Source organism: Brevibacillus sp. AG162, assembly GCF_006715575.1.
GTDB lineage: Bacteria > Bacillota > Bacilli > Brevibacillales > Brevibacillaceae > Brevibacillus > Brevibacillus brevis.
Genome location: NZ_VFNO01000003.1, coordinates 695,022 through 716,479 on the forward strand (window position 1 = coordinate 695,022; position 21,458 = coordinate 716,479).

At 45.0% G+C, this 21,458-nt stretch carries 23 protein-coding genes; 14 read left to right on the forward strand and 9 right to left on the reverse strand.

The genetic code is table 11. The features are described from left to right. Nucleotides 1-96 precede the first annotated feature (96 nt). From FB479_RS13250 to FB479_RS13265, 4 genes are all read left to right on the forward strand, one after another. Nucleotides 97-447 carry a VOC family protein gene (locus tag FB479_RS13250; protein WP_106655194.1) on the forward strand — a complete coding sequence of 117 codons (351 nt, stop codon included), beginning with the start codon at nt 97-99 and terminating at the stop codon, nt 445-447. A gap of 154 nt (nt 448-601) precedes the next feature. Continuing rightward, complete coding sequence (locus FB479_RS13255) at nt 602-859, forward strand: hypothetical protein (RefSeq protein WP_106655195.1); 258 nt, start codon at nt 602-604, stop codon at nt 857-859. A gap of 183 nt (nt 860-1,042) precedes the next feature. After that, entirely contained in the window at nt 1,043-2,527 is a 1,485-nt protein-coding gene (locus FB479_RS13260) for an amidase family protein (RefSeq protein ID WP_142065565.1), read from the forward strand. Nucleotides 2,528-3,246: 719 nt separating this feature from the next. Continuing rightward, entirely contained in the window at nt 3,247-3,585 is a 339-nt protein-coding gene (locus tag FB479_RS13265; protein ID WP_142065567.1) for a hypothetical protein, read from the forward strand. A 278-nt stretch (nt 3,586-3,863) separates the two neighbouring features. On the opposite strand, the gene FB479_RS13270 is transcribed toward FB479_RS13265, so the two are convergent. Continuing rightward, entirely contained in the window at nt 3,864-4,454 is a 591-nt protein-coding gene (locus FB479_RS13270; RefSeq protein WP_142065569.1) for an NAD(P)H oxidoreductase, read from the reverse strand. A gap of 218 nt (nt 4,455-4,672) precedes the next feature. Between FB479_RS13270 and FB479_RS13275 the strand changes: the two genes are divergently transcribed. Continuing rightward, nucleotides 4,673-5,017, forward strand: coding sequence for a winged helix-turn-helix transcriptional regulator (locus FB479_RS13275; RefSeq protein WP_047069284.1), 345 nt, complete (start codon nt 4,673-4,675; stop codon nt 5,015-5,017). Nucleotides 5,018-5,301: 284 nt separating this feature from the next. Beyond that, nucleotides 5,302-5,757, forward strand: coding sequence for a serine hydrolase domain-containing protein (locus FB479_RS13280; protein ID WP_142065572.1), 456 nt, complete (start codon nt 5,302-5,304; stop codon nt 5,755-5,757). A gap of 63 nt (nt 5,758-5,820) precedes the next feature. Here the strand turns inward: FB479_RS13280 and FB479_RS13285 are convergent, their stop codons facing one another. Beyond that, the gene (locus FB479_RS13285) at nt 5,821-7,209 is read right to left on the reverse strand and encodes an MFS transporter (protein ID WP_142065574.1); all 1,389 of its coding nucleotides are present in this window, start codon (nt 7,207-7,209) and stop codon (nt 5,821-5,823) included. A 210-nt stretch (nt 7,210-7,419) separates the two neighbouring features. Here FB479_RS13285 and FB479_RS13290 point away from each other — a divergent pair, with 210 nt between their 5' ends. Next, the gene (locus FB479_RS13290) at nt 7,420-7,899 is read left to right on the forward strand and encodes a MarR family winged helix-turn-helix transcriptional regulator (RefSeq protein ID WP_106655204.1); all 480 of its coding nucleotides are present in this window, start codon (nt 7,420-7,422) and stop codon (nt 7,897-7,899) included. Nucleotides 7,900-8,008: 109 nt separating this feature from the next. Continuing rightward, nucleotides 8,009-8,503, forward strand: a complete 495-nt coding sequence (locus FB479_RS13295; RefSeq protein ID WP_142065576.1) for a YdhK family protein — start codon at nt 8,009-8,011, stop codon at nt 8,501-8,503. A 94-nt stretch (nt 8,504-8,597) separates the two neighbouring features. Here FB479_RS13295 and FB479_RS13300 read toward each other — a convergent pair whose 3' ends face one another. From FB479_RS13300 to FB479_RS13315, 4 genes are all read right to left on the reverse strand, one after another. Then, nucleotides 8,598-9,068: a GbsR/MarR family transcriptional regulator gene (locus tag FB479_RS13300; RefSeq protein WP_142065578.1), complete on the reverse strand. Its 471-nt coding sequence runs from the start codon at nt 9,066-9,068 to the stop codon at nt 8,598-8,600. Nucleotides 9,069-9,216: 148 nt separating this feature from the next. Beyond that, complete coding sequence (locus FB479_RS13305) at nt 9,217-10,596, reverse strand: M14 family zinc carboxypeptidase (RefSeq protein ID WP_255438379.1); 1,380 nt, start codon at nt 10,594-10,596, stop codon at nt 9,217-9,219. After that, nucleotides 10,580-11,773 (reverse strand): MFS transporter, encoded by a 1,194-nt coding sequence (locus tag FB479_RS13310; RefSeq protein WP_142065582.1) that lies wholly within the window; start codon nt 11,771-11,773, stop codon nt 10,580-10,582. The genes FB479_RS13305 and FB479_RS13310 overlap by 17 nt, the downstream gene beginning before the upstream one ends. Nucleotides 11,774-12,077: 304 nt before the next feature. Next, nucleotides 12,078-12,707, reverse strand: coding sequence for a hypothetical protein (locus FB479_RS13315; protein WP_106655209.1), 630 nt, complete (start codon nt 12,705-12,707; stop codon nt 12,078-12,080). Between the two features lie 519 nt (nt 12,708-13,226). Between FB479_RS13315 and FB479_RS13320 the strand changes: the two genes are divergently transcribed. After that, nucleotides 13,227-14,705 carry an Lsa family ABC-F type ribosomal protection protein gene (locus FB479_RS13320; protein ID WP_106655210.1) on the forward strand — a complete coding sequence of 493 codons (1,479 nt, stop codon included), beginning with the start codon at nt 13,227-13,229 and terminating at the stop codon, nt 14,703-14,705. A gap of 176 nt (nt 14,706-14,881) precedes the next feature. After that, a complete protein-coding gene (locus tag FB479_RS13325) occupies nt 14,882-15,472 on the forward strand; it encodes a dihydrofolate reductase family protein (protein WP_106655211.1) in 591 nt (196 codons plus the stop codon). 94 nt (nt 15,473-15,566) lie between these two features. Here FB479_RS13325 and FB479_RS13330 read toward each other — a convergent pair whose 3' ends face one another. Further along, nucleotides 15,567-16,532, reverse strand: a complete 966-nt coding sequence (locus FB479_RS13330; protein WP_106655212.1) for a DHH family phosphoesterase — start codon at nt 16,530-16,532, stop codon at nt 15,567-15,569. 13 nt (nt 16,533-16,545) lie between these two features. On the opposite strand from FB479_RS13330, the gene FB479_RS13335 reads away from it, so the two are divergent. Then, nucleotides 16,546-16,812 (forward strand): hypothetical protein, encoded by a 267-nt coding sequence (locus FB479_RS13335; RefSeq protein ID WP_255438380.1) that lies wholly within the window; start codon nt 16,546-16,548, stop codon nt 16,810-16,812. A 112-nt stretch (nt 16,813-16,924) separates the two neighbouring features. Here FB479_RS13335 and FB479_RS13340 read toward each other — a convergent pair whose 3' ends face one another. Next, entirely contained in the window at nt 16,925-17,296 is a 372-nt protein-coding gene (locus FB479_RS13340; protein WP_106655213.1) for an ArsR/SmtB family transcription factor, read from the reverse strand. Then, complete coding sequence (locus FB479_RS13345; protein ID WP_106655214.1) at nt 17,297-17,731, reverse strand: SRPBCC family protein; 435 nt, start codon at nt 17,729-17,731, stop codon at nt 17,297-17,299. Between the two features lie 246 nt (nt 17,732-17,977). Between FB479_RS13345 and FB479_RS13350 the strand changes: the two genes are divergently transcribed. The 3 genes from FB479_RS13350 to FB479_RS13360 all read left to right on the forward strand — a co-directional run bounded on the left by FB479_RS13350 (nt 17,978) and on the right by FB479_RS13360 (nt 21,450). Next, a complete protein-coding gene (locus tag FB479_RS13350; RefSeq protein WP_142065696.1) occupies nt 17,978-19,453 on the forward strand; it encodes a protein adenylyltransferase SelO in 1,476 nt (491 codons plus the stop codon). Nucleotides 19,454-19,559: 106 nt separating this feature from the next. Next, nucleotides 19,560-20,378 carry a VHS/ENTH/ANTH domain-containing protein gene (locus FB479_RS13355; protein ID WP_142065584.1) on the forward strand — a complete coding sequence of 273 codons (819 nt, stop codon included), beginning with the start codon at nt 19,560-19,562 and terminating at the stop codon, nt 20,376-20,378. A 109-nt stretch (nt 20,379-20,487) separates the two neighbouring features. Further along, nucleotides 20,488-21,450, forward strand: a complete 963-nt coding sequence (locus FB479_RS13360) for an AAA family ATPase (RefSeq protein WP_142065586.1) — start codon at nt 20,488-20,490, stop codon at nt 21,448-21,450. Nucleotides 21,451-21,458: the final 8 nt, after the last annotated feature.

Below are 21,458 nucleotides of genomic sequence, written 5' to 3' on the forward strand. Positions count from 1 at the left end.
TTCATGACAATGATCAGCCTCGGAGCCTATCAAGATTAGCATTTGCATGAATGTGCTACGCTTGAATTAATCTCATGCAAAGGATGTGTGGTCATTATGAAATTGAATCACGTCAATCTTACCGTTACGGATGTTCCAGCTGCTTCTGATTTTTTGGAGAAATATTTTGGCCTGAAAAAGTTAGATACTTCGGATGATGCCCGTGGCGAAAATTTTGGGGTCCTATTTGATGATAACGGCCTGGTGTTTACCTTGATGAAGGGTGTCGAAGTCCAATATCCCAAGACATTTCATATCGGCTTCATCCAGGAGAGCGAAGAGAAAGTCAACGAAATCAATCAACGCTTAAAAGAAGATGGTTACCAAGTTGCACCGCCAGTAAGGTCGCATGGATGGACGTTTTATGTGAAAGCTCCTGGTGGATTTACGGTTGAGGTTCTTGCGTAACGCGTATACACATAGTCGAAAGCCCTCTTTTTCTCACAAGAAAAGGGGGGCTTTCTCTTTTCGTGCTCATAGATGTGATTGGCTTGCTCGCACCGGACTTGCTTTGGTATCGTAGGAGAGAAATGAGAGACAAAACGCGAAAGGATGACTATCGATGATCGCCGAAATATTCGGGAAAATTTCGCGTGCGGGAAGTAATTTATCGGATCGATTGGAAGATAAATTAACGGGGGATGTTTTCGGGAGCTTGCGCTATTTACCATTTGAAGCAGGATTACAGATGCTGTTGTCTGGCGTTCACTTTGAAGAGAGGCGCGCCCAAACAGAGTGGAATCACCTTCTGGAGCGAACATCTGGCTATTCGTATGAAATGGAATTCTGGCCCAAATGTTTACTGAAAATAATGTATTAGACTCGAAAAATAAAGTGCTAGACTGTGAAAATATAGTTATAGACTAAGCAAATAAAGATTTAGACTTAATGCCGATCATTAGGCTAACTGGCAGTTTAGTTTTAATCGTTCTCTACAGGTCATTGCTTTTTTCATTTTGTTATTATTATAAGCAGAACATTGCAAAAAGGAGAGTCTCTCTGAATGGCCAGAACACTAAATGATAGTTTAATAGAGGCAGACATCGTTTCGTTGCAGTTGGCGATGGAATCAGGCGAGTTATCGTCATCAGCTTGCGTTAGCTGGTATTTGGAACGAATCGAACGGCTAAACCCGAAGCTGAAAGCGGTGCTGGAAGTCAACCCGGACGCGATAGCGGTCGCAAAGAGACTTGACGCGGAGCGACGGGAACACGGGGCTCGCGGACCGCTTCACGGCATCCCGATCTTGCTCAAGGATAATATTGATACAGGTGACCGCATGCATACTAGTGCGGGTTCGGTTGCTCTTGCTGAACATTTCGCTCCAAAGGATTCGGCCGTGGCTGCGCAATTAAGGGCTGCGGGATGTGTATTCCTTGGTAAGGCAAACATGACGGAATGGGCTAACTTCATGTCGGGCACGATGTGGGCGGGTTATAGCTCCAGGGGCGGTCTGACGCTTAATCCTTATGGGCCCGGCGAGTTGTTTGTAGGCGGCTCGAGTTCGGGCTCTGGCGCGGCGGTTGCCGCGAATCTGTGTGCCGCTGCCATTGGCACAGAAACTTCGGGTTCGATCATCAGCCCGTCCTCGCAAAACGGCATCGTCGGTATAAAACCGACTATCGGGCTCGTCAGTCGTACAGGAATCATTCCGATTACACATAGCCAAGATTCGGCCGGTCCGATGACGCGTACGGTCAGGGACGCCGCGATCTTACTCGGGGCCATGACGGCGGCAGATCCGGAAGATGCGGCTATGCTAGAGAATAGGCGAATAGCGTATACGGATTATACGCCTTTCTTGGACGCGAACGGTTTGCAAGGCGCGAGAATTGGCGTTCCGCGATATTATTATCGAGGATTGGACAAAGCCCGGGCGGTGATTATCGAGCGGGCGATCACCTTGTGCAAGGAACGCGGGGCGATCGTCGTAGACCCGGTATCGTTGCCATGCGAGAGTGCGAAGTGGGACTGGGACGTGATGCGGTTCGAATTCAAAAAAGGACTGAACGACTATCTCGCCAAAGCTGGCCCCGGCGCATTCGTTCGGTCGTTAGATGAACTCATAGCCTATAACGAAGCGAATCGCGACGTCGCGCTTAAATATGGGCAAGACACGCTGATCTGGTCGAATGGAACAAGCGGCACATTGTCTGAACAGGTGTACGCCGAGAGTTTGCGCCTTAACCATGAGTTATCCCGTGACCAAGGCATCGACCACGTGATACGCGAACATCGGCTGGACGCGCTGCTGTTCCTAGGCAACGAGGAAGGGATTGATTTGTCCGCGCGTGCGGGGTATCCTGCCATTACCGTACCGGGCGGGTTCGCAGAGACAGGCATCATCGCCGAAGGCGGCTATACGACCAAAGGGCCGCAGGGAATCACTTTCGTCGGAACCGCCTACAGCGAGCCCTTGCTTTTCCGTCTCGCTTACGCCTACGAACAAGCAAGCCAATACCGTTTTGCGCCGACAGATCCGGTTTAGTCTCCAATTCCGTCCATTAAGGAACAGTAGGCTTACTTCACAATAACCTAAAGAATGACACCAGCGGCAAAATCTAAGACTTTATTTTTCAAGTCTTGGTCCGCCGCTGTTTCTTTTAATGGATCAGTCTACAACTCATTTTTCAAAAGCTAACGATTTTTCAATTCAAAAACCGCGTCTATCAACGACCACCAGTCTAACTCTTTATTTTCACCGAACACCAAACATGAATTAGGAGAAATTGACCTTCGATTCACGCTTGAGAACAGCCTTATCGGGATCGAGGTCAAATATTTTAGCGGATTGTCATCAGAGGATGAAGCTCCGTACATAAGCACAGAAGACAGCAAGAACCAGCTCAGCAGGTATTCCCGTATGTTGAGCACTTTTGCTGAAATCGAGCACGAACATCTCGTTTTCTTGGCTCCACAGTCTATGGTCTCCGTTGTGAGAACAGATCTTGCGCATCGATCCATTATCGCCAAAGATGTTTGTATCGGTTTTTTGTCATGGGAAGAGGTCTTGGAGCGGATGTTACAAGTCCACTTAGAGGACGCGCCTCCTTATCAAAAACTCATCATGCAAGATATACAAGCGTTGCTGGATCGAAAAGGTTTTGCACGGTTTACAGGATTTGATAAGGGGATAGCTGAACTTGATGTTACCAAGGAAGTGTATGAGTATCGGACTCAAGAAAATGATCGATCTGCTGGCCTACCGTGGCGATTTCAGAGACGGATCGAGCTGCCGAAGAGGAAGGCTCTGTTCCCCTTACAACAAAATTTTTGCGCTGGAAGTCTGACGCCCAAACAGATGGCTGGTTGAGCAGCAATTTTATCAAGTTGTATCAAAAAGCATCCGACCCATTATACAGCAGTCAAGATGATCGTTCCATTTTTCAGGATACAGAGCTGAGAGCGGGTTCAGTGTATGGAGTGGAAATTGACTTAGCAGACGAAGAAGAGTGGAATTGTCCTACGATTACTGTTTTTCAAAATCAATATCAGCTTTCTGAATGGTCGCGGCTGCCGCAAATCTCCGATCATTGGATCTTTTAATACCCGCTGCATGACAGTGATTGCTTCACCTATACAAAAATGGAACAAGGTCACGATTTATGGATACACAAAGCAACGGCAAAGGGGAAAAAGAAATATTGGGGAATTGTGGAAGGCACGCTTGAGATCATTCCTTTAACGAGTGTTTTCGATTATCCGTCAGTCAAAAAAGAGATATTTGAGAGAATGAATAGCCTTGGTGCACGAACATCTGACAATCGGTAAGCCACAAGGGTGGGAGTTTCCTTTCGTAACGCCCACCTATAACTCAGATAAATTTAAATGGACAGGCTCTCTTTTTTCCCATAATGCAATCCCAGATCATAGGCACGGCTCAACAGCTGTTCGATATGGGCAGGATTTTGGGCCAAGGTGTCATAAAGGAACGCAACCCTCGAGTCGTCGATTCCAACGTAACTGGATATTCCGACATTGAGGTGATGCGCTATCATTTGATCATAATTTCTTTTTTGAAAATGATCTTCAGGAGCAGCTGCGAGACCGATCCACAAAGCATGCTTATGATGCAGTTTACGTGAGCCATAGGCAAACCCGTTGTTCCAGACGCGATCGATATATCCTTTCAGCATGGCGGGCATGCTGAACCACCAGATTGGAAAAATAAAGGCTAACGCGTCGTGTTTTCTCATCCGTTCCATTTCAATCTCGACCTCTTCGGAATATTTCTTATCTCCATTGTTCCAATCTGGCTCATCTTCCTCCCATAAAACAGGGTGAAAACCACTGCGATGCAAATCCAGTACTTCAACCTCATGTCCTGCATCTTTTAGTCCCTGAACGAAACGTTCTGCAACGGCAAAGGTCAAGGAATTGGTTCGTGGATGGGTAACAACTGTGAGTACTTTCATTATCATACACCCTCTATTTCCGTAGGAATTTGTACACCAAAATCTTTGATGTGGTCGATAGCAAAACTTACAAGTAAGGTGCTGGTATATCCGAATCATGCACCATATAATGAATGGTGAAAAGTACGCACTTTTTTGTGCTTTTAATACCAAAAAGTAACATAGGAACAAAAAGGTTCCTGTAATAATCGTAAGTAATGAGGGAGGGGAGCCAATCGATGAGGCCAAAACTCAAACATACATACCAGATTCCTTCTGAAGCAACGCTAGATGTTTTAGGGGGCAAATGGAAAACCTTGATTTTATGTCAGTTATACTACGGCCCCAAAAGAACGAGCGAATTGAAAAAACAAATGCCGGACATTAGCCAAAAAATCCTGACACAGCAGCTTCGCGAGCTAGAAGAGGACGGAATCGTCATCAGAACCGTGTACAGCCAAGTACCGCCAAAGGTCGAGTATGAATTGAGTGAATTGGGAGAATCGCTCAAACCAATCATGGATCTCATGTGTGAATGGGGCGAACGTTACCTTCGGGGGGAAATACCGGGGAAAGAGTCTTAAATACCGAACGGTCGAAGGAGGAACAGTCACGTGCATTCATCCTTGTTTCCACTTGCAGACCCTGTAAAAACGCGGTTAGATACAGAGCTACTCAAGGAATTTGACAGAAAGGTCAGAAAAGATGCAAGACGGTTGTCTGGCTTACGAATATCATAAAAACAAGAAGCAAGCAGAAAAACTTCAAACGATCAATTCTTGCACAAAAAGCTTTATTTCGGTACTCATTGGGATTGCATTGGATCAAGGACTGATCGCTGTCTGCCATCCTGCAAAAGGCAACAGGAATGAGCACATATGATTTTGCCAAAAAGCATCTCTTTCAGCCACTGAACATCGAAGATTCGTATTGGTATTCTGACGGACAGGGGATTCATAACGGGGGAGACGGATTACGCCTTACTTCGCGTGATATGGCAAAGCTAGGATTACTCTATCTGCAAGGCGGTCAATGGCAAGAAAAGCAGATTGTTTCAGCAGCATGGGTTCAAAAATCGATTCAGCCAATATTTCGGACATACGAGAGGATTGGGTCTTACGGCTTGCATTGGTGGAGTGATAGAATCGATCCAAGCGATGACTGGACAGAGGACAACTTCTACTATTTTGCCCTTGGATTTGGAGGGCAGTATATACTGATTGTTCCTTCGAGAAAGAGAATTGCTGTGTTTAGCAGTGAGCTGTACGATCATTCTTTGCGGCCGCTTGCTTTATTCAGAAAGTACATACTTGCAGCGGAATAGAACGAAAACCAGTTCAGGACACAAGCAGGTCCTTAGAACTGGTTTCTTTTTACATGAAACATTTTACTCGGACGGTTCGTCTTTATGGACAAGAGTTGTACTGGTATGGAATTGCAGGCGATACAGCATCCAAACTCCCATGATGAGAATGGCTAGCAGGAGGAAGATGTTGCTGTACACAGATGCTGCCGGATTGGTTACCAGCGGATTGATCTTCATCGTTGCCGCTTGATTGTCCAATGCTTTTCCAATCAGGCTCATAGCAACGGCACCTGAGATGAAGTTGAGCATCGAGAATAGTCCCATGCCGACGCCTGTCTGTTCCTTCACGAGAGTTCTCGAAAGTGTATTGGACAAGGCGATTTGCATGAAGGTTTGACCTACATTGCCCAAAATGAGAATGACAGCAATGGCGATTGGCGAGATGCCGACGAAGGTCGAGAGCAGACTGAAGCATACAAGCATAAAGAAAGCAGCAAGCGAGACAACAAAGAAGTTCCCGCGTTCATCTGCGAGCAGACCGCCTTTGCGTCCCATGAGTGCAGAGGCAATTGCGGCAGGGAAAAGGACAAAGCCGATGCTTCCGGCAGGCAACTGATTAAGTGCGCTCAAAAATTGCGGGGTCATGAACATGACACTAAAGCTCAAGGCTGTCGATAGAAAAGCGATGATCAAGCCTACTGAAAAGTTTCGGTTGCGAAACAAACCAGGTTGAATAAAGGGATGTTCGGCAGTCCGAATCCGTACGATGAACATGGCCAGCAGCACAATTCCCCCTGCGAATAACAGTCTGCTGCTCTCGGTAATCGACAGGAGAAACACGGCAACTGCTGCAGCCAATAGTCCTCCTCCGAGGAAGTCAATTGATCCAGGGGCTCCCTTTTCATCGTCCAAATATTTTCGGAAGAAGGGGAGAGTAAAGAGCGGCAGCAAAGAAATAAGAAACAGCATGCGCCAGCTTCCAAAGCTAGCCATCAGTCCCGCCACCACCGGACCAAACGCATTTCCCAAGGCAAGTCCGACAGCAGAAGTACCAAGAGCTCGTCCTCGTTGTTCAGGAGCGAAATAGCGAATCGGAATAATCATGGCGGTCGCTGGCAGAACCGATGCACCAGAGGCTTGCAAGATGCGTCCAAGAATAATCATCCAGTATTCCGTGGCGATCATTCCTACAATGGAACCAACTGCGAAAATAAGGAGACCGTATGTCAGAAGGTCCTTGAGCCTATATTGGTCAGCGAGCTTGCCAAAAACAACCGAGCCGATGGCATAGACGACCATGTATCCCGTCATTATCCAACTGACTTGCGAAGGCATCAGATGGAATTCCTGTGCAATTTCCGGTAAAGCAACATTAAACATCGTTCCATTCATGACCGAAAAAATCAAGGTGACGACAAGGACTCGAAGGAGCTTGTTGCTATTCTCCATGGCAAAATCGGAGTGATTCATGTGTATTCCTCCATTTCCAGGGTAGTTCTCAAAGGCATTCAGGCCGCTCGATGTTGCATATAGCGTAAGATTCGCTACAATAATGAGAATACCGACGAAATTAGTGTGTGTTCCTCATAGTGAGCTTCCTCACTAAGAAACTATAGAATAGTGAGTAACCTCTGTAAATGAGGGTATTCGTTTTCCGCACAATTGTCAAGGAGGTCTACCATGTTTCCCAATCCTATCAGTCCACCAGCGATTGATATCATTCACATTCTGATTCGTGCCACCTATTCTATTCAGCGAGAATTCGAGACCAAATTGGCTGCCCTTGATATTCCATACCATATCTCTGGGCCAAGACTACGTTTGCTATCTATCGTTTCAGAAGCCGGAAAAATTCGCATGAATGAGCTCGCTTCAAAATTGGGTGTAAAGCCGCGCACCGTTACGGATTTTATTGATGCCTTGGAGCGTGACAAGCTGCTGGTGCGGATCCCTGATCCGACTGATCGCCGTGCCACCTTGATCCAGCTCACGGAATTAGCCCAATCCAGCATAGATCAAGTTTTGGCACTGCAAACGGATATTGCCGAAAGTATACTCGAGGATCTGCCAAGTGAACAGCGGAAGCAGTTCTACGCGCTGCTTTTACAGTTGATTGAAAACAAGGATTTGTCAATCCCTTCCAAGGATGCATTCAAGTAAAGCAACAAGCAGGATGAAAGTGGATAAGGAAGGTTTAGTGGACCCATAATACCTTACATCAAGAGGAAATCGACTGCGGACAGACAACAAAGAATTCGAGGTGTTTGGAATGAAAAAATGGAAACTGATATCACTTTTGCTGATTACCGTGATGGGATTAAGTGCATGTGGCGGTCCTGCTGCACCGGATGTGCTGGAGCAAGTAGAGGCTGTACCGAAACCTACGTATACAGTAGGGAGTGAAGTCATTTTGAAAGCAAGCCACCAACCAGGGATGCAAGGGGCGAAAGCAAAAATCGTGGGGGCTTACGACACGACGGCCTATTCAGTTACCTATACGCCTACAACGGGTGAGCCCCCTGTGAAAGGATATAAATGGATTATTCAAGAAGAAATCAAGAACTATATCAAGCAACCGTATAATCCAGGAACGGAAGTCGTCTTGAAAGCGGATCATGTGAAAGGGATGCTCGATGCATCAGCCAAGCTTGATACGGCAAATACAATGACTGTCTATATGATCGATTACACTCCCACGACAGGGGGAGGAGAAGTTAAGAACTACAAATGGGTAACGGAAGATGAGATTTCACCAGTCAAATGATCGATGCCATCCTCTTATGAAAAAAGGCAGCCGTGGCTTTTTCATCGCCAAAGCTGCCTTTCTGCTTTTTTCCATTGATACGTGCTGTTTGATGTTACATGCGACGAGCCTTCCACTCAGTGAGCATTTGATTAAGAGATTCCCTGTATAGGTCAATTGCTTCCAGCGTCTCATGGAATCGCTGCATAACTAGCTCACTTTGCTTCAAATTTTCAATTCGCATTCCTTTTTCTATGACATTCTTTAATGATAGGATTCGCTCTAAACCCTGAATAAGCTCTTCCTCAATTGTGTTTGGTGCCATGATGTAATAGCTCACACGGTCGCCTGTCACACTCTTTTTTTCCGCGAATCCAATTTTCAAAAGCATGCGCATATTGGTAGATACGCTTCCTAGACTGACTTGTAATGTAGTGGCAATCTGCTCAGATGAAAGGGGTTCCTGAGAGACCATCAACAGTCCAATAATCCGGCCAGCAATTCTGGATAATCCTTGATTTTCGTGATGGAGAGCCATTTCTTCAATCAATTGCATCGTTTCCGCCGTTAATTTGTCCAACTTCATGACTCCTTTTCCTCGTTTTGCCCGATTTCCATGCTTTTGTCTATTATACTACCAATAGTCATCGCTTTCTTCAGAAAATACCAAAAGAAAATGCGCCTGCTCTGCTGACAGGCGCTCACCTCATTCATTATTTTAGTGGCGTGGCAGATCATTCATGGGTTTGACGAAGGTACTCCATGATCATCAAGGCAGAACCTAGCTGGACACCGCATAATTCGCGCAGCGGACGCATCGACCAGTTAAAAAAGGAGAGTAGCTCTTGTAAGCCTTGATCCAGCCATTTTTCTGAATCTGCTCGAATCTCTGAAAGGGTGATGTTGTCGGGCTGGGCATCCAGCATGCGGATCAGCATGCTACAGCAGCATAGAGAACTCCATAAAGTGCGTAATTTCAGGTCAAACATTTCAGCTACTGTTGCGAAGCGTGCTAAAGCTGCATCACTTTCAGCTGATTGTAAATGATGGGATCGAACTTCCTCCATACCGATCAAAAAATCCTCCACAGATCGCTGGAATCTGGTTGGTCTCGTTATGAATGGCTGTGCGCTTTGGTACTGTTTGGATAAAAAAGCAATCTGTTCACCTTCCAGTTTGGCTATGTCCAGCGTAGCATCCTTGTAGCTATGAGTGGTTTCAGATTTATCTCCCATCCTTGGATCCGTAAACAACGATATTTCCGAAACAAGGCAAAAGGTACGGTAACGTGTCCCAGCATAATCGCGGGATGAGCCCCCCATGAGGATTGCTTTCGCAGGGTCTTCTCCAGTAGGCAGGATACTTTGGTAGTAATCGTACATAGAAGACAGCTCAGGCAGCTGATAAAAACCGGGTTGGATAGGAGGCATGAATGGTGCCTCCGGTTCGCCGATCATCAGCGGTAATTGATGATCATGGGTGAATTTTATGATCTGTTGGCACAATGCGTCGGGAAGAGGAGTCGATACATAATAAAACGTTCCAGTTTGATCGGAGCTGTGCAAGCTGTTGAGGAAATGCGGCTTGGCTTCATCAATCGCCCGCATAAATGCGACGGTTTCAGGAATGGGCTCGCTGAAGCTCAACGTTTTATAGGCATACGGGAATGTCCATTCCACTTGTTCGAGCATACTGGGACGATAGTAGCTGCGAATGTAACGGTCTGGAGAAAAGGGGCCGCCGTACCATCCTTCATTCAATCGGCAACCATCTACATCGATTTCTTTGATGATATAGAAGGTATAATCCATTTGCTCTAATAGGGCAGTATCCTCACATAGCTTTTTGCTGAGGTACTCTAGGGATAGAGCTCCAATCGGCTCATTCGGATGCGGACAACCGACGAACAGCGCGCGATGCTGACCATTTCCAATTCGCAGCATGAGGATTGGGTGTCCTTCTGTTGAGTGACCAATGGTACTGAGGGTAACTAGATCTGGATAGGCGGCTGCTAATTCACGGGAAGAGGTGTCCAATTCCTCAATGGTTAGAAAATGTGAGAAATCAGGCATTTCTTGCAGCATTTTTTGAATGAAATCAGTCAAGCTCCTCACTCCTTTTGAGATGGATAAGAAAGGATGAAACTAAAGCGATTCCTGCACCTACTAGCAATAGGGAAAAACCGGCTTGAAAGGAGAACGCAAGAATGAATGCGCCCATCGCGATTGGTGTAAAAATACTTGCCAGTTTTCCTCCGGTTAACAGAATTCCACTAGCAGTACCCAAAGCATCAGAGGGAATGATACGCATGGTAAATCCAAGAATGGGTTGAGTGGTAAGGGAGAGAAAAAACAAAGAGATCGACTCAAACAACAGAAACCAGTTGACATTGTCAGATAGGATCATAAGCGTAAGGAAAATCGTTGAGAGCAGAAGGGACGGAATGACCAACGTTCGAAACTTTTTATGAAAATAACGGTCAAATAACCAACCTCCTGCCAAATTGCCAAGCATGGAAATGAGAAGAGGAAGCGATGCGTAGAAGCCTGATTGGGTAATAGCGAGATGTTTTTCCGTTGTTAAGTAGGTAGGTACCCATGTCAAGCAGCCAACCATCACGATTTGAATTCCACAGAGCATACTTGTTAGTTTCAACAAATGCTCATTACGCAAAAGAGATAGGAAAGGGAGAGGTTTCGGTTTTGATGCTGAGCTTGAAGGTGGTTCCTTTACGAAAGGACGGGGAAGGAATATCCAGAGAATGGGTGCCAAGAGCAGGCCGATTGATGCTGTAACAAAAGTAGCTTCTTGCCATCCCAGTATCGCAATCAATGGTGCTACGAGAAAAGGGGCAAGTCCAGTCCCAATTGGTTCGGCTGATGAAACGATGGATAATGTGGTCGTACGGATGTTTGCAGGTGTTCGTTCGGCAATTGCTTTTAACATAGCGGGCATTAGCGGGGCATCGATAAACCCCAACAAAAAACGGACAACGAGTAAGGCTGCAAAACCTGTGACCGCCCCTGTAAGTGCTGTCAATATTGCCCACAGTACCAAACTGATTACAATAATCTGCTTCGATCCTCGTTTATCAGCAATGATCCCTCCTGGAATGGTAAAAATCGCGAAGCCTAAAAAATAAACACTCACGATCGCGCCTTGCTCCACTGGATTCAGATGAAATTCCTCTCCAATAAGTGGTAGTGCCATAATGATGCTGTACGAGCCAAGAACCCCTACGAGCGTATTGACAAACAAGAGCATAGCACTGATCGAAGCAGCCTTTTTCATATGCATCACCTCCTAAGATAGATGTGTTATGTGTATTATCTTAATTATTTTCAGTTATTTTAGTCAATACTGAAATTACTGAAATTGATTTCGTCTGAAAAAACTCCTAGCCAGGAGGAGAGCGGCCATTTTGTCACGGAGGATCCTTCTGGCAATCTGATTCAACTGCACATGTAATTGGAAGCAGCTGAGAGCTACATTTCGAATAACGAAAACGACCTGTGGGTTGCATGAATGGTTTTCCATCATGCTACCTACAGGTCGTTTATTTATCTCATTTCGTAACTAATTGTATCCGTTATGATTAGTACTTTCTCGTGAGGATTCGAGAATTCGCCCCGTCTACAGTGATTTCCCAGCCTCTTGGTATTTCATAAGCAAAGGATGGCGAAGGATGCTTGATCGCTTCAATGCTGGATTCAGTAGGGATACTGGTGATATTTACGATATGTTTTTCAAAGAGATTTAGATTTACCACGACCCAGCCATATGGTACAGGTTGGCCGGTAGAGACCCATTTATTCTCCAGCTCATGAGGCTGGTACCGTTTTTTATTCTCATTTCTGATATCAATATAAGCCTGTCTCTTGCTGTTATAACCTCGACCGATTTCTACCCAGCCAGAAGGGATGTTAAAGCTTAAGCTTCTTTCCACTTGCCCATAATTAGCGCCATTAATATATTTCGCTACTTCATATCCACGCTGTGTTCCGCGATGTGGCTCTTTTTCAATCGAAATCCATCCATTCGGAAAGAATGTATCGTATGCCACTACTAACGTATCGCCGTACCGCCAGTTTCCTTCAAAGATATTTTTTTGTGGACGGACGATAGAGTCTTTTCCTTTTGCTACCGCATCTGCTGCTTGTGTCGGGACGATCAGGAATGATGATGCCAAAACGAGAATACCCAGACTTCTTACCACGTTTTTCATAGCTTTACTCCTCCATATGAATGCAATAAGTGAAATGAATTTCAATAAGTATGATAAATTCAAAATAGAATTGAAAATCCCTGCCTTTTATGGAAAAAAATTCTTGTGTGGATATGCATGAAAGAATTAAACCCGACAGCCATCATTTGAAATACAAAAACGAACGATTGCAAGGCGATTGCTGCAAGGGGAAACAAGCTTTCAGTAGAAGTACAGTAAAAAAACGGAAATAGTACTGGTTGAAACGTACAAATGAATATGATATGATGCTGTTAACTTAATGACTGGAGCTGAAGAGTATAATGGATAATTTTCTTGCTTAAAAAATAAAACAAACAGCGATATCCTTCGCTTGTTTTATTCTTTATGTGCAAGAAAGTTACTTATATCTCTTCACTCAAACAATATATCCTTATCCTAACTCCATTTTTTGAGTTGGATTTGCTGTATTTATTTGAGCTACAAGAGAGTAACTTTCTTGTAGCTTTTCTATTTTTTTGCATACAGGGGGATAATTGTATGTCGCTAATTAGTGTAAATAACCTGACGTTTGCCTATGAAGGCAGCTTCGATAACATTTTTGAAAACGTGAGCTTCCAAATCGATACGGATTGGAAATTGGGCTTTACGGGAAGAAACGGGAGAGGGAAGACGACCTTTCTCAACCTGTTGCTTGGTAAGTATGAATACAGCGGAAAGATAAGCGCTCATGTCAGCTTTGAATACTTCCCATTCCAAGTCGAGAACAAAGAATATCTTACCCTTGATATCGTTCAAGACATTGTCCCGGACTATCAGTTATGGGAATTAATGCGCGAGTTCTCCCTCTTAAAGGTTTCAGAGGATGTTCTATATCGTCCCTTTGAATCTTTGTCTAACGGAGAGCAAACGAAAGTGATGTTAGCCGCCTTATTTCTAAAGGAAAACAGTTTTTTGTTAATTGATGAGCCAACGAATCATCTCGACATGCATGCAAGGGAGCTCGTCAGTGATTATCTCCATTCCAAAAGCGGTTATATTCTGGTGTCCCACGACCGAGCATTTCTAGACAACTGTGTCGACCACATCCTGTCCATCAACAAGACGAACATCGAGGTGCAAAAAGGGAGTTTCTCCGATTGGTGGGAAAATAAACAGAGACAGGATAACTATGAACTTGCTGAGAACGAGAAGCTCAAAAAAGACATTAAACGCTTGTCGGACGCAGCCAAACGTACAAGCAACTGGTCGGACGCTGTGGAAAAGACGAAAAATGGAACATTGAATTCCGGTTCCAAAGTAGACAAAGGGTATGTCGGCCATAAGGCTGCGAAAATGATGAAGCGCTCCAAATCGATTGAGCAAAGACAGCAATCCGCTATTGATGAAAAATCGAAGCTGCTGAAAAACATTGAAAACAAGGATAGTTTAAAGATTGCACAGCTTGCTTATCATAAAAGTCAACTGGCCGAACTGGAGAAGGTTTCGATTTATTACGGAGAGAAGCTAGTTTGCTCCGATGTCAACTTTACGATTGAACAGGGGGAGCGTATTGCGCTCGCAGGCAAGAACGGTTCAGGAAAATCCAGCATTCTCAAGCTCATTTGTGAGGAGAACATCGATTATACGGGCACCTTCCGAAAGGGGAGTCAACTGAAAATCTCGTATGTTTCTCAAGACACTTCCCATCTAAAGGGCAATCTCACTGACTTCGCGCGAGACAACGGGATCGATGAAAGCCTGTTTAAATCGATTTTGCGCAAGCTGGATTTTTCCCGCGTGCAATTTGAGAAGGATATCTCCGCTTTTAGTGGCGGGCAGAAGAAAAAAGTACTCATTGCGAAAAGTCTTTGCGAGAAAGCACATCTTCATATTTGGGATGAGCCGTTAAACTTTATTGACGTGATTTCTCGCATGCAAATTGAAGAGCTGCTCCTTGAACACTCGCCAACGATTCTTTTTGTGGAGCATGACAGGGAGTTTTGCAATAACATCGCTACAAAGATCGTTGAACTGTAATAAGACGTAAAGTCTCTAAAAGGAAGAAGGTGGGGAAAACCGTTTCGTTTTCCTCACCTTTTTTTCGTATGAGGAAAAGGGACTATTCGGAAGGGAAATGTGAGCAATCGAGAAGAAATACTAAGTAGTGAAATGTGGTAATTTTAAGATAATAATAAAAGAATGGCGGAGATCCGATGGGGAAAATAATTGCAAATGTAAGCAGCACATTAAATGGTATCTACACTGGGCCAACAGGAGAAGAAGACAATATGGTTAGCTGGGCGTTGCCTGGTATCATCGACGCCACAGATGATGGTCTTGCGTTCTTCCAGAGGGTTGACGCAATTTTGATGGGGCGGGTCACCTATGAAGGCTTTGCAAGCTATTGGCCGTTCCAAGAGGGAGATTGGGCTGATGCTATGAATAAGACACAAAAGTATGTAGCAACCAATAATAGTGAGCTTACGGAAGCTCATTGGGGGGACTATGCCGATACGATTACACTCCTTCATTCTGATGTCATGACGAAAATAAAGGAACTAAAAACACAAATCAAGGGTGATATCATTGTTCCTGCAAGCGCGGGTCTTGTTCAAAGTTTAATCAATGCGGATCTGCTTGATGAACTCCGAATGATTATTCATCCGGTCTTAATGGGCAGCGGCAAATTTTACTTTGACAACATCCAAACACGACATGATATGAAGTTGATAGAAACGAAGCTTTACGGAAAAAGCGGATCCATACAACTGCGTTATGAGATCGGAGAGGCACAAGAAAAATAAAAAGGTTGTTTAACAATCAGGCGTTTTCTGGAGTAACAAAAAGTCCAATTTCTCAATTTCATGGATGGAGAAATTGGACTTTATATTTTTTTCTCTAATCCGTTCGTAAAGCAGGGTACACGTAAGCCTTTAACGTAACACCCGTAAAGGAACATCCAGACGCCTTTGGATGACCGCCGCCTCCGTAATGCTGGGCGATCACAGACAGATCCACATCTTCTCGAATGGTTCGAAAGCTGATTCTGCCTTTTCCAGGATCGAGCATTGCGACGAAATCAATCATTTCTGCATGTTTACATAAGAAATTGCCTGTTGTGGAGTGATACTGTTCAAGGAAAACGACGCCCACTTGATACGTTTTTGGCTCTTCTAAATCGATTTCTACGGGAATTAGCTTCATTTGCTTCAGCTTTTTTTGTTCAAACTCATCGATTCGCTTTTCTTCTGTGTAGATGAGAATCGATTCTACCTCGTCAAATACGAATTGATCCGTATCGGCACCCTCACCACGCAAGCGTCCCAGCACATTTTGAACAAACGTTTCTCGCTCGACCATATAGAATAAAATGTTCAGTTGATTCGCCTGTATTGTACCGGTTGCATCCCAGTCCCACGTATCAAAGGAACGAACCAGCTCCACATAGTGAGAGAGAACGCCAGTAGGAGACAGATATCCGTGGTTAACCAGGTAATCATAATAAAGGCTCGTTGCCGAGGTCTTTTTCCCTGATTCTTCGATGATAACCTTTGCCCAATCGTACTTGGATGCCAATGGCAAGGCGGTTGGGTGATGGTCGATCAAGACCAACACATGTCCTTGATCGATCTTTTTCTGAATGAGCAAAGCGACCTCGTCATTGACACTCACATCGGTTATCACGACATACATATCGAGCGTAAGCTCTTCTTCGATGAACTTTTGTACTTCTTGATTGACAGTGTAAGGCGTCACTCCGCGGGAATCGACTTCTTGATTGGAAAAAGCAATCCGACTCAGGATCGCACATGATTCGCCATCCAAATCCTTATCACTGAAATGCACGATTTTTTGATGATTCATGAAGCATCTCCTTATGAAAGAGGTTCGTCATTCAAACTACCATTCATTGTTTTTCCCATTCTGTCTTGTTGAATTCAACTACGCTGAAGTAACGACAAACACTTTGCCAGCGACTGTTGGTACAGACAACAAAGCGGAAGTAAAGGCGAAGACACTGTTCTTCGTATTGAGCGGAGATAAAAAAGACCATATGTTGGATTCAGAAGATGGCAAAGCTTATGGAACTGCATCGCTGCACTTGACCGAATCCACTGAACTGACCGAGCTGTTGAACAAGTAATCGAACTACCCAGGCTGTCGAGAAATCGGCAGTCTTTTGCTATTCGAAATACCTGATCAAAGAAAACCCTTTTGATCTTGGGTCAATCGCTCAAGAGGGAAGGCATGACAAACTATTTCCTTGGTTGATGCGGTTCCGTTTGCACGACAGTCAGCTCCGTATCTCCATCGGTCTCCACCAAATGCTTCAGCATAGACAGCTTGTTGTTCCAGAACTGCTCGTAAAAGGAAAGCCACTGTTTTACCTCGGTCAGGGGACCGGGATGTAACCGATAAATTCTCTCGCGACCTACCTTGTGTCCCGTAACCAAATCTGCATCCGCAAGTATATGAAGATGCTTGACCACAGCAGTTCGGCTTATGGGGAAATGAGAGGTAATCGCTGAGATCGGCAATTCTTTTTCAGCTAGCAAGCGAAGTACTTCTCGACGAGTAGGATCAGCGATCGCTTGAAATACATCAACCTTTTCTGCTGAAGCAGACATTTAGCCTTCCACAACCTTTTTCAGACGCTCGTGAACAATGCCAACCCAGCCTTGATTCATTCTGTCGCGAATCACTGCGCTCTTCTCGTTTGCTTTTCCGATGATGGCATCTGCTGCCCCCCAACCACCATGAATCAGGGTAAACTCCGTTTTATCCCCCATGTCTTTTAAAAGAAAAGAAACTACCCAGCCATCCGTATCCCAGGCAAAAGAAAGGCGATGAGGAGCTTCTACTTCCAACACTTTGCAAGGGGACGGCCCAAATGGCGATTGGATATGAAATTCATGACCAACGACAGGCTGAAAATCATTAGGCATGAACCAAGCAGAAATGGCTTCCGCAGTGGATACTTTCTCCCATACCTTTTGGATAGGAGCATCGAAAACGATGGTTTGTTTAATATCTTCTACGGCTTGCTGATTATTCTGTTCCACAAAAATCTCTCCGTTTCGTAGTGTAAATATAACACCTTTTGGTTTTATTTTATGATGATATAACACCTTTTGGTTTTATGTAAATGGTATTTTTCCTCCAATTAATGAAATATATTCGGCGAGGAGTGCGCTAAAAATGTGCGAATGTGCTCCTATTTTGCATGAAAAGGGTATAATAAATTGGCAAAATGTATCATGCGTACCGTTACGTCCATTCAAATAACGCCAATCGATAAAGGAGATACAATGACAGACAAAAAAACACCAATCGAACCTGGATGGAACTTCGATAACAGCTATACAACGCTGCCAAAATCATTTTTTTCGAGGCTAAATCCACCTCCTGTACGATCACCGAAGCTAGCCATTCTCAATGAACGCTTGGCAAAATCGCTAGGGTTGAATGTCGAAGCTCTGCAAAGCGAAGAAGTGATAGCCATGCTCGCGGGAAACAAAACCCCAGAAGGTGCAATGCCTCTCGCTCAGGCATATGCGGGACACCAATTTGGCCATTTTACCATGCTGGGCGACGGCAGGGCTCTCCTGCTTGGCGAGCAGATTACGCCCTCCGGCGAGCGCTTTGACATCCAATTGAAAGGCTCAGGCAGAACGCCTTATTCACGCGGCGGCGATGGCAGGGCAGCCCTTGGACCGATGCTGCGTGAATACATCATTAGCGAGGCGATGCATGGACTCGGTATTCCTACTACTCGGAGCCTTGCCGTAGTGACAACCGGCGAGTCTATCTATCGTGAAACCGAGCTGCCTGGTGCCATTTTGACGCGTGTCGCTGCCAGTCATATCAGGGTAGGAACGTTCCAATTCGCGGCAAGATGGTGCTCCATAGAAGATCTTCGCGCGTTAGCTGATTACACGTTGCAACGACATTTCCCAGAGATCGCAGCAGAAGAAAATCGCTATCTCCTCCTGCTGAAAGGAGTTATCCAGCGCCAGGCTGCGTTGATTGCCAAGTGGCAACTCGTGGGCTTTATTCACGGGGTCATGAATACCGACAACATGGCGATCAGTGGCGAGACCATTGATTACGGTCCTTGCGCTTTCATGGACACGTATGATCCCGCAACGGTATTCAGCTCCATTGACGTTCAGGGCCGCTACGCTTACGGAAATCAGCCGTACATTGCCGTGTGGAATTTATCTCGGTTTGCGGAATCCTTATTGCCGTTGCTTCATGAAAATGAAGCGCAGGCAGTGAAAATAGCCGAAGACGCCCTTGCCGAATTTAGCAAGCTGTATCACAGCAATTGGCTCACAGGAATGCGGGCAAAGCTCGGATTGTTTAACGAAGAGGAACAAGACGAAGCATTGATCGAAGGTCTGCTCAACATGATGAAGGACCACCGTGCAGACTATACCAATACATTCCGTGCTTTCACGCTTAATCAACTAGAAGATACCGCTCTGTTTGGCACGAGCGAATTCAAGGAGTGGCATGAGCAATGGAAAGCGCGACTAGCTAGACAACCAGAAGATCCCGCAGCAATGCAACAGTTGATGAAAAAGAGTAATCCGGCAGTCATCCCTCGGAACCATCGTGTAGAAGAAGCGTTGGAAGCAGCATGGAAAGAGGGCGACTACACAGTGATGGAACGGCTCCTAGCAGTCCTTTCTGATCCATATGCTTACACTCCTGAACAGGTTGAATACACGACGTTACCAGCGGAATCGGCATGTCGTTACCAAACGTTTTGCGGTACGTGAAAGCACGCAATCAGAGTCCAACGATCTTTCACACGTTGGACTCTTTTTTCATACATACGATCCGCGCTAAAATATGGAAAGACAAGAAAAAAGGAGCAATTGTTGTATGGATAAAAAAGCAAAGCAAATCTTGATGAAGACATTTTGGAGCAGCAAAGGCTGGAACAGTGCTCCGTACGATTTTTCGGGAGAAGATTTTGAATACGCAAAAAGCAAAGGTCTCATGTTTGACCCGCTGACGATCAGTCACGAGGAGTGCATAGACAGAATCATTGCCCTGCATGAAAAAGTGACGAAAGAGCAAGTCGCCGCAGCATTTTTGCACAGTCTCTCGACGCGAAAGGTGTACCTGCGCAGCGCCTTGTCTAGCTGGGCTTTGACTCAGACTTTGACTGCCCATACGTTCGAAAGCAACGTCGGCAAGTATATAAATCCAGAAAACGGCACCTATTTCGCTATGTACGGAGATTGCCATCTTTGCGACCGCTACCATATTGCAAGCAGAGAGCAGTATACGGATGAAGATTTGAATGTATTGAATTTCGAAAGAATCAAGTGGGGAGGTATACGCCTGAACTATTTACCGTACCTTATGCTTGATTTGGAGCTAGTAAGCAAGGAAGAAAATCTTTCGGTACAGGAAGAAGATATTGCAATCTTCCGACAGGTGCTAGACATCATCGCAAGCAGTGAACCAACTGATGCCGCTCGTCAACTGGAGAAGCGCCTTAATGGAGTCTTTCCATCTAGCAAGAACGAACGGGATGTCTTCATGGAAATTCTTGCATCCGCTGGGATCTTGGCTCCAAGCAAGGACAGACCAGGTCGTGGCGGGAAGAACGACTTTTTCGCTGTCGTGAATTGGCGCGGTGAGGATAGCTATTCGGAGCAAGCTGTCCAGAACTTCTTTGGTCCGTGGCTGTAAAGAACGAAAAATCTAGGAATAAAGAAGGGTGCCATCTATACGCGATGTGTGTATAATATTGGAAAAGCGTGTCGAAATTTAGTTTTTATTGAAAGGAGGTGAGATATAAGTGAAAAAGAAATTAATCGTCCTGTCAGGCATTGCGGGCAGTGGCAAAAGCAAGTGGGCACAAGAAATTGCCAAAAAGGAACGGGCAACCATCGTGTCTACGGATGAAATTCGCCAAAACTTATTCGGTGATGAGCGAAAACAAAAAAAGTCAGCGCAAGTATTTTTTGAGGTTTATTCAAAAATTGCAACAGAGCTGGCAAATGGAAAGAATGTCATCTTAGACGCGACCAATATCGACAGAGAGAAAAGAATGAAGGTCCTTGCCAAATTTCCCGATGTTCAAAAGGAATGCTATTACGTCGATGTTCCTTATTCTGTTTGCCTGGAGCGCAATCGTTCCCGAAAGAGAACCGTAGACGAATACATCTTGGCGAAGATGCGGAAGAACTTTCATTTTCCCATTAAGAATGAAGGCTGGGATCACATTCATCTCTTGCACGAATCAGTTCCTTATGCCATTGAAAAAGAAGAGTTTATTCAATTGCTTCAAAATGAACCCTCCTATGAAGAGCTGTTCGACAGGCTGAATGCCATACCGATCTTCCGTGAGATGTATCAGTTTAATCAGGAAAACCCTTATCATCAGTATCCTTTGTGCAAGCATACGTATCATGTTTTCGATTATGTAAACGCCTTTTATACGGAAGAAGACAAATTTCTCATGCAAGTGGTCGCCTTGTTTCACGATACAGGAAAACCATTTTGTAAAACCTACAAACCGATGAAAGGCCATTACTCCTACTACGGACATGAGCATGTTTCTGCGCAAATTGCTTGCCATTTCTTAAAAGAATTAGGATTCGAAGATGATTTTATCTTCGAAGTCGTCAATCTGATTCAAATGCACATGAAGATTAACTACGGGACACAGCAAGATATTTCCGAGATTTATCATTTATTGGGCGAAGAGTACCTGTGGAAGCTGTACTTTTTCAAGGAAGGAGATGCCTATGCCAAATAAGGAGGTGA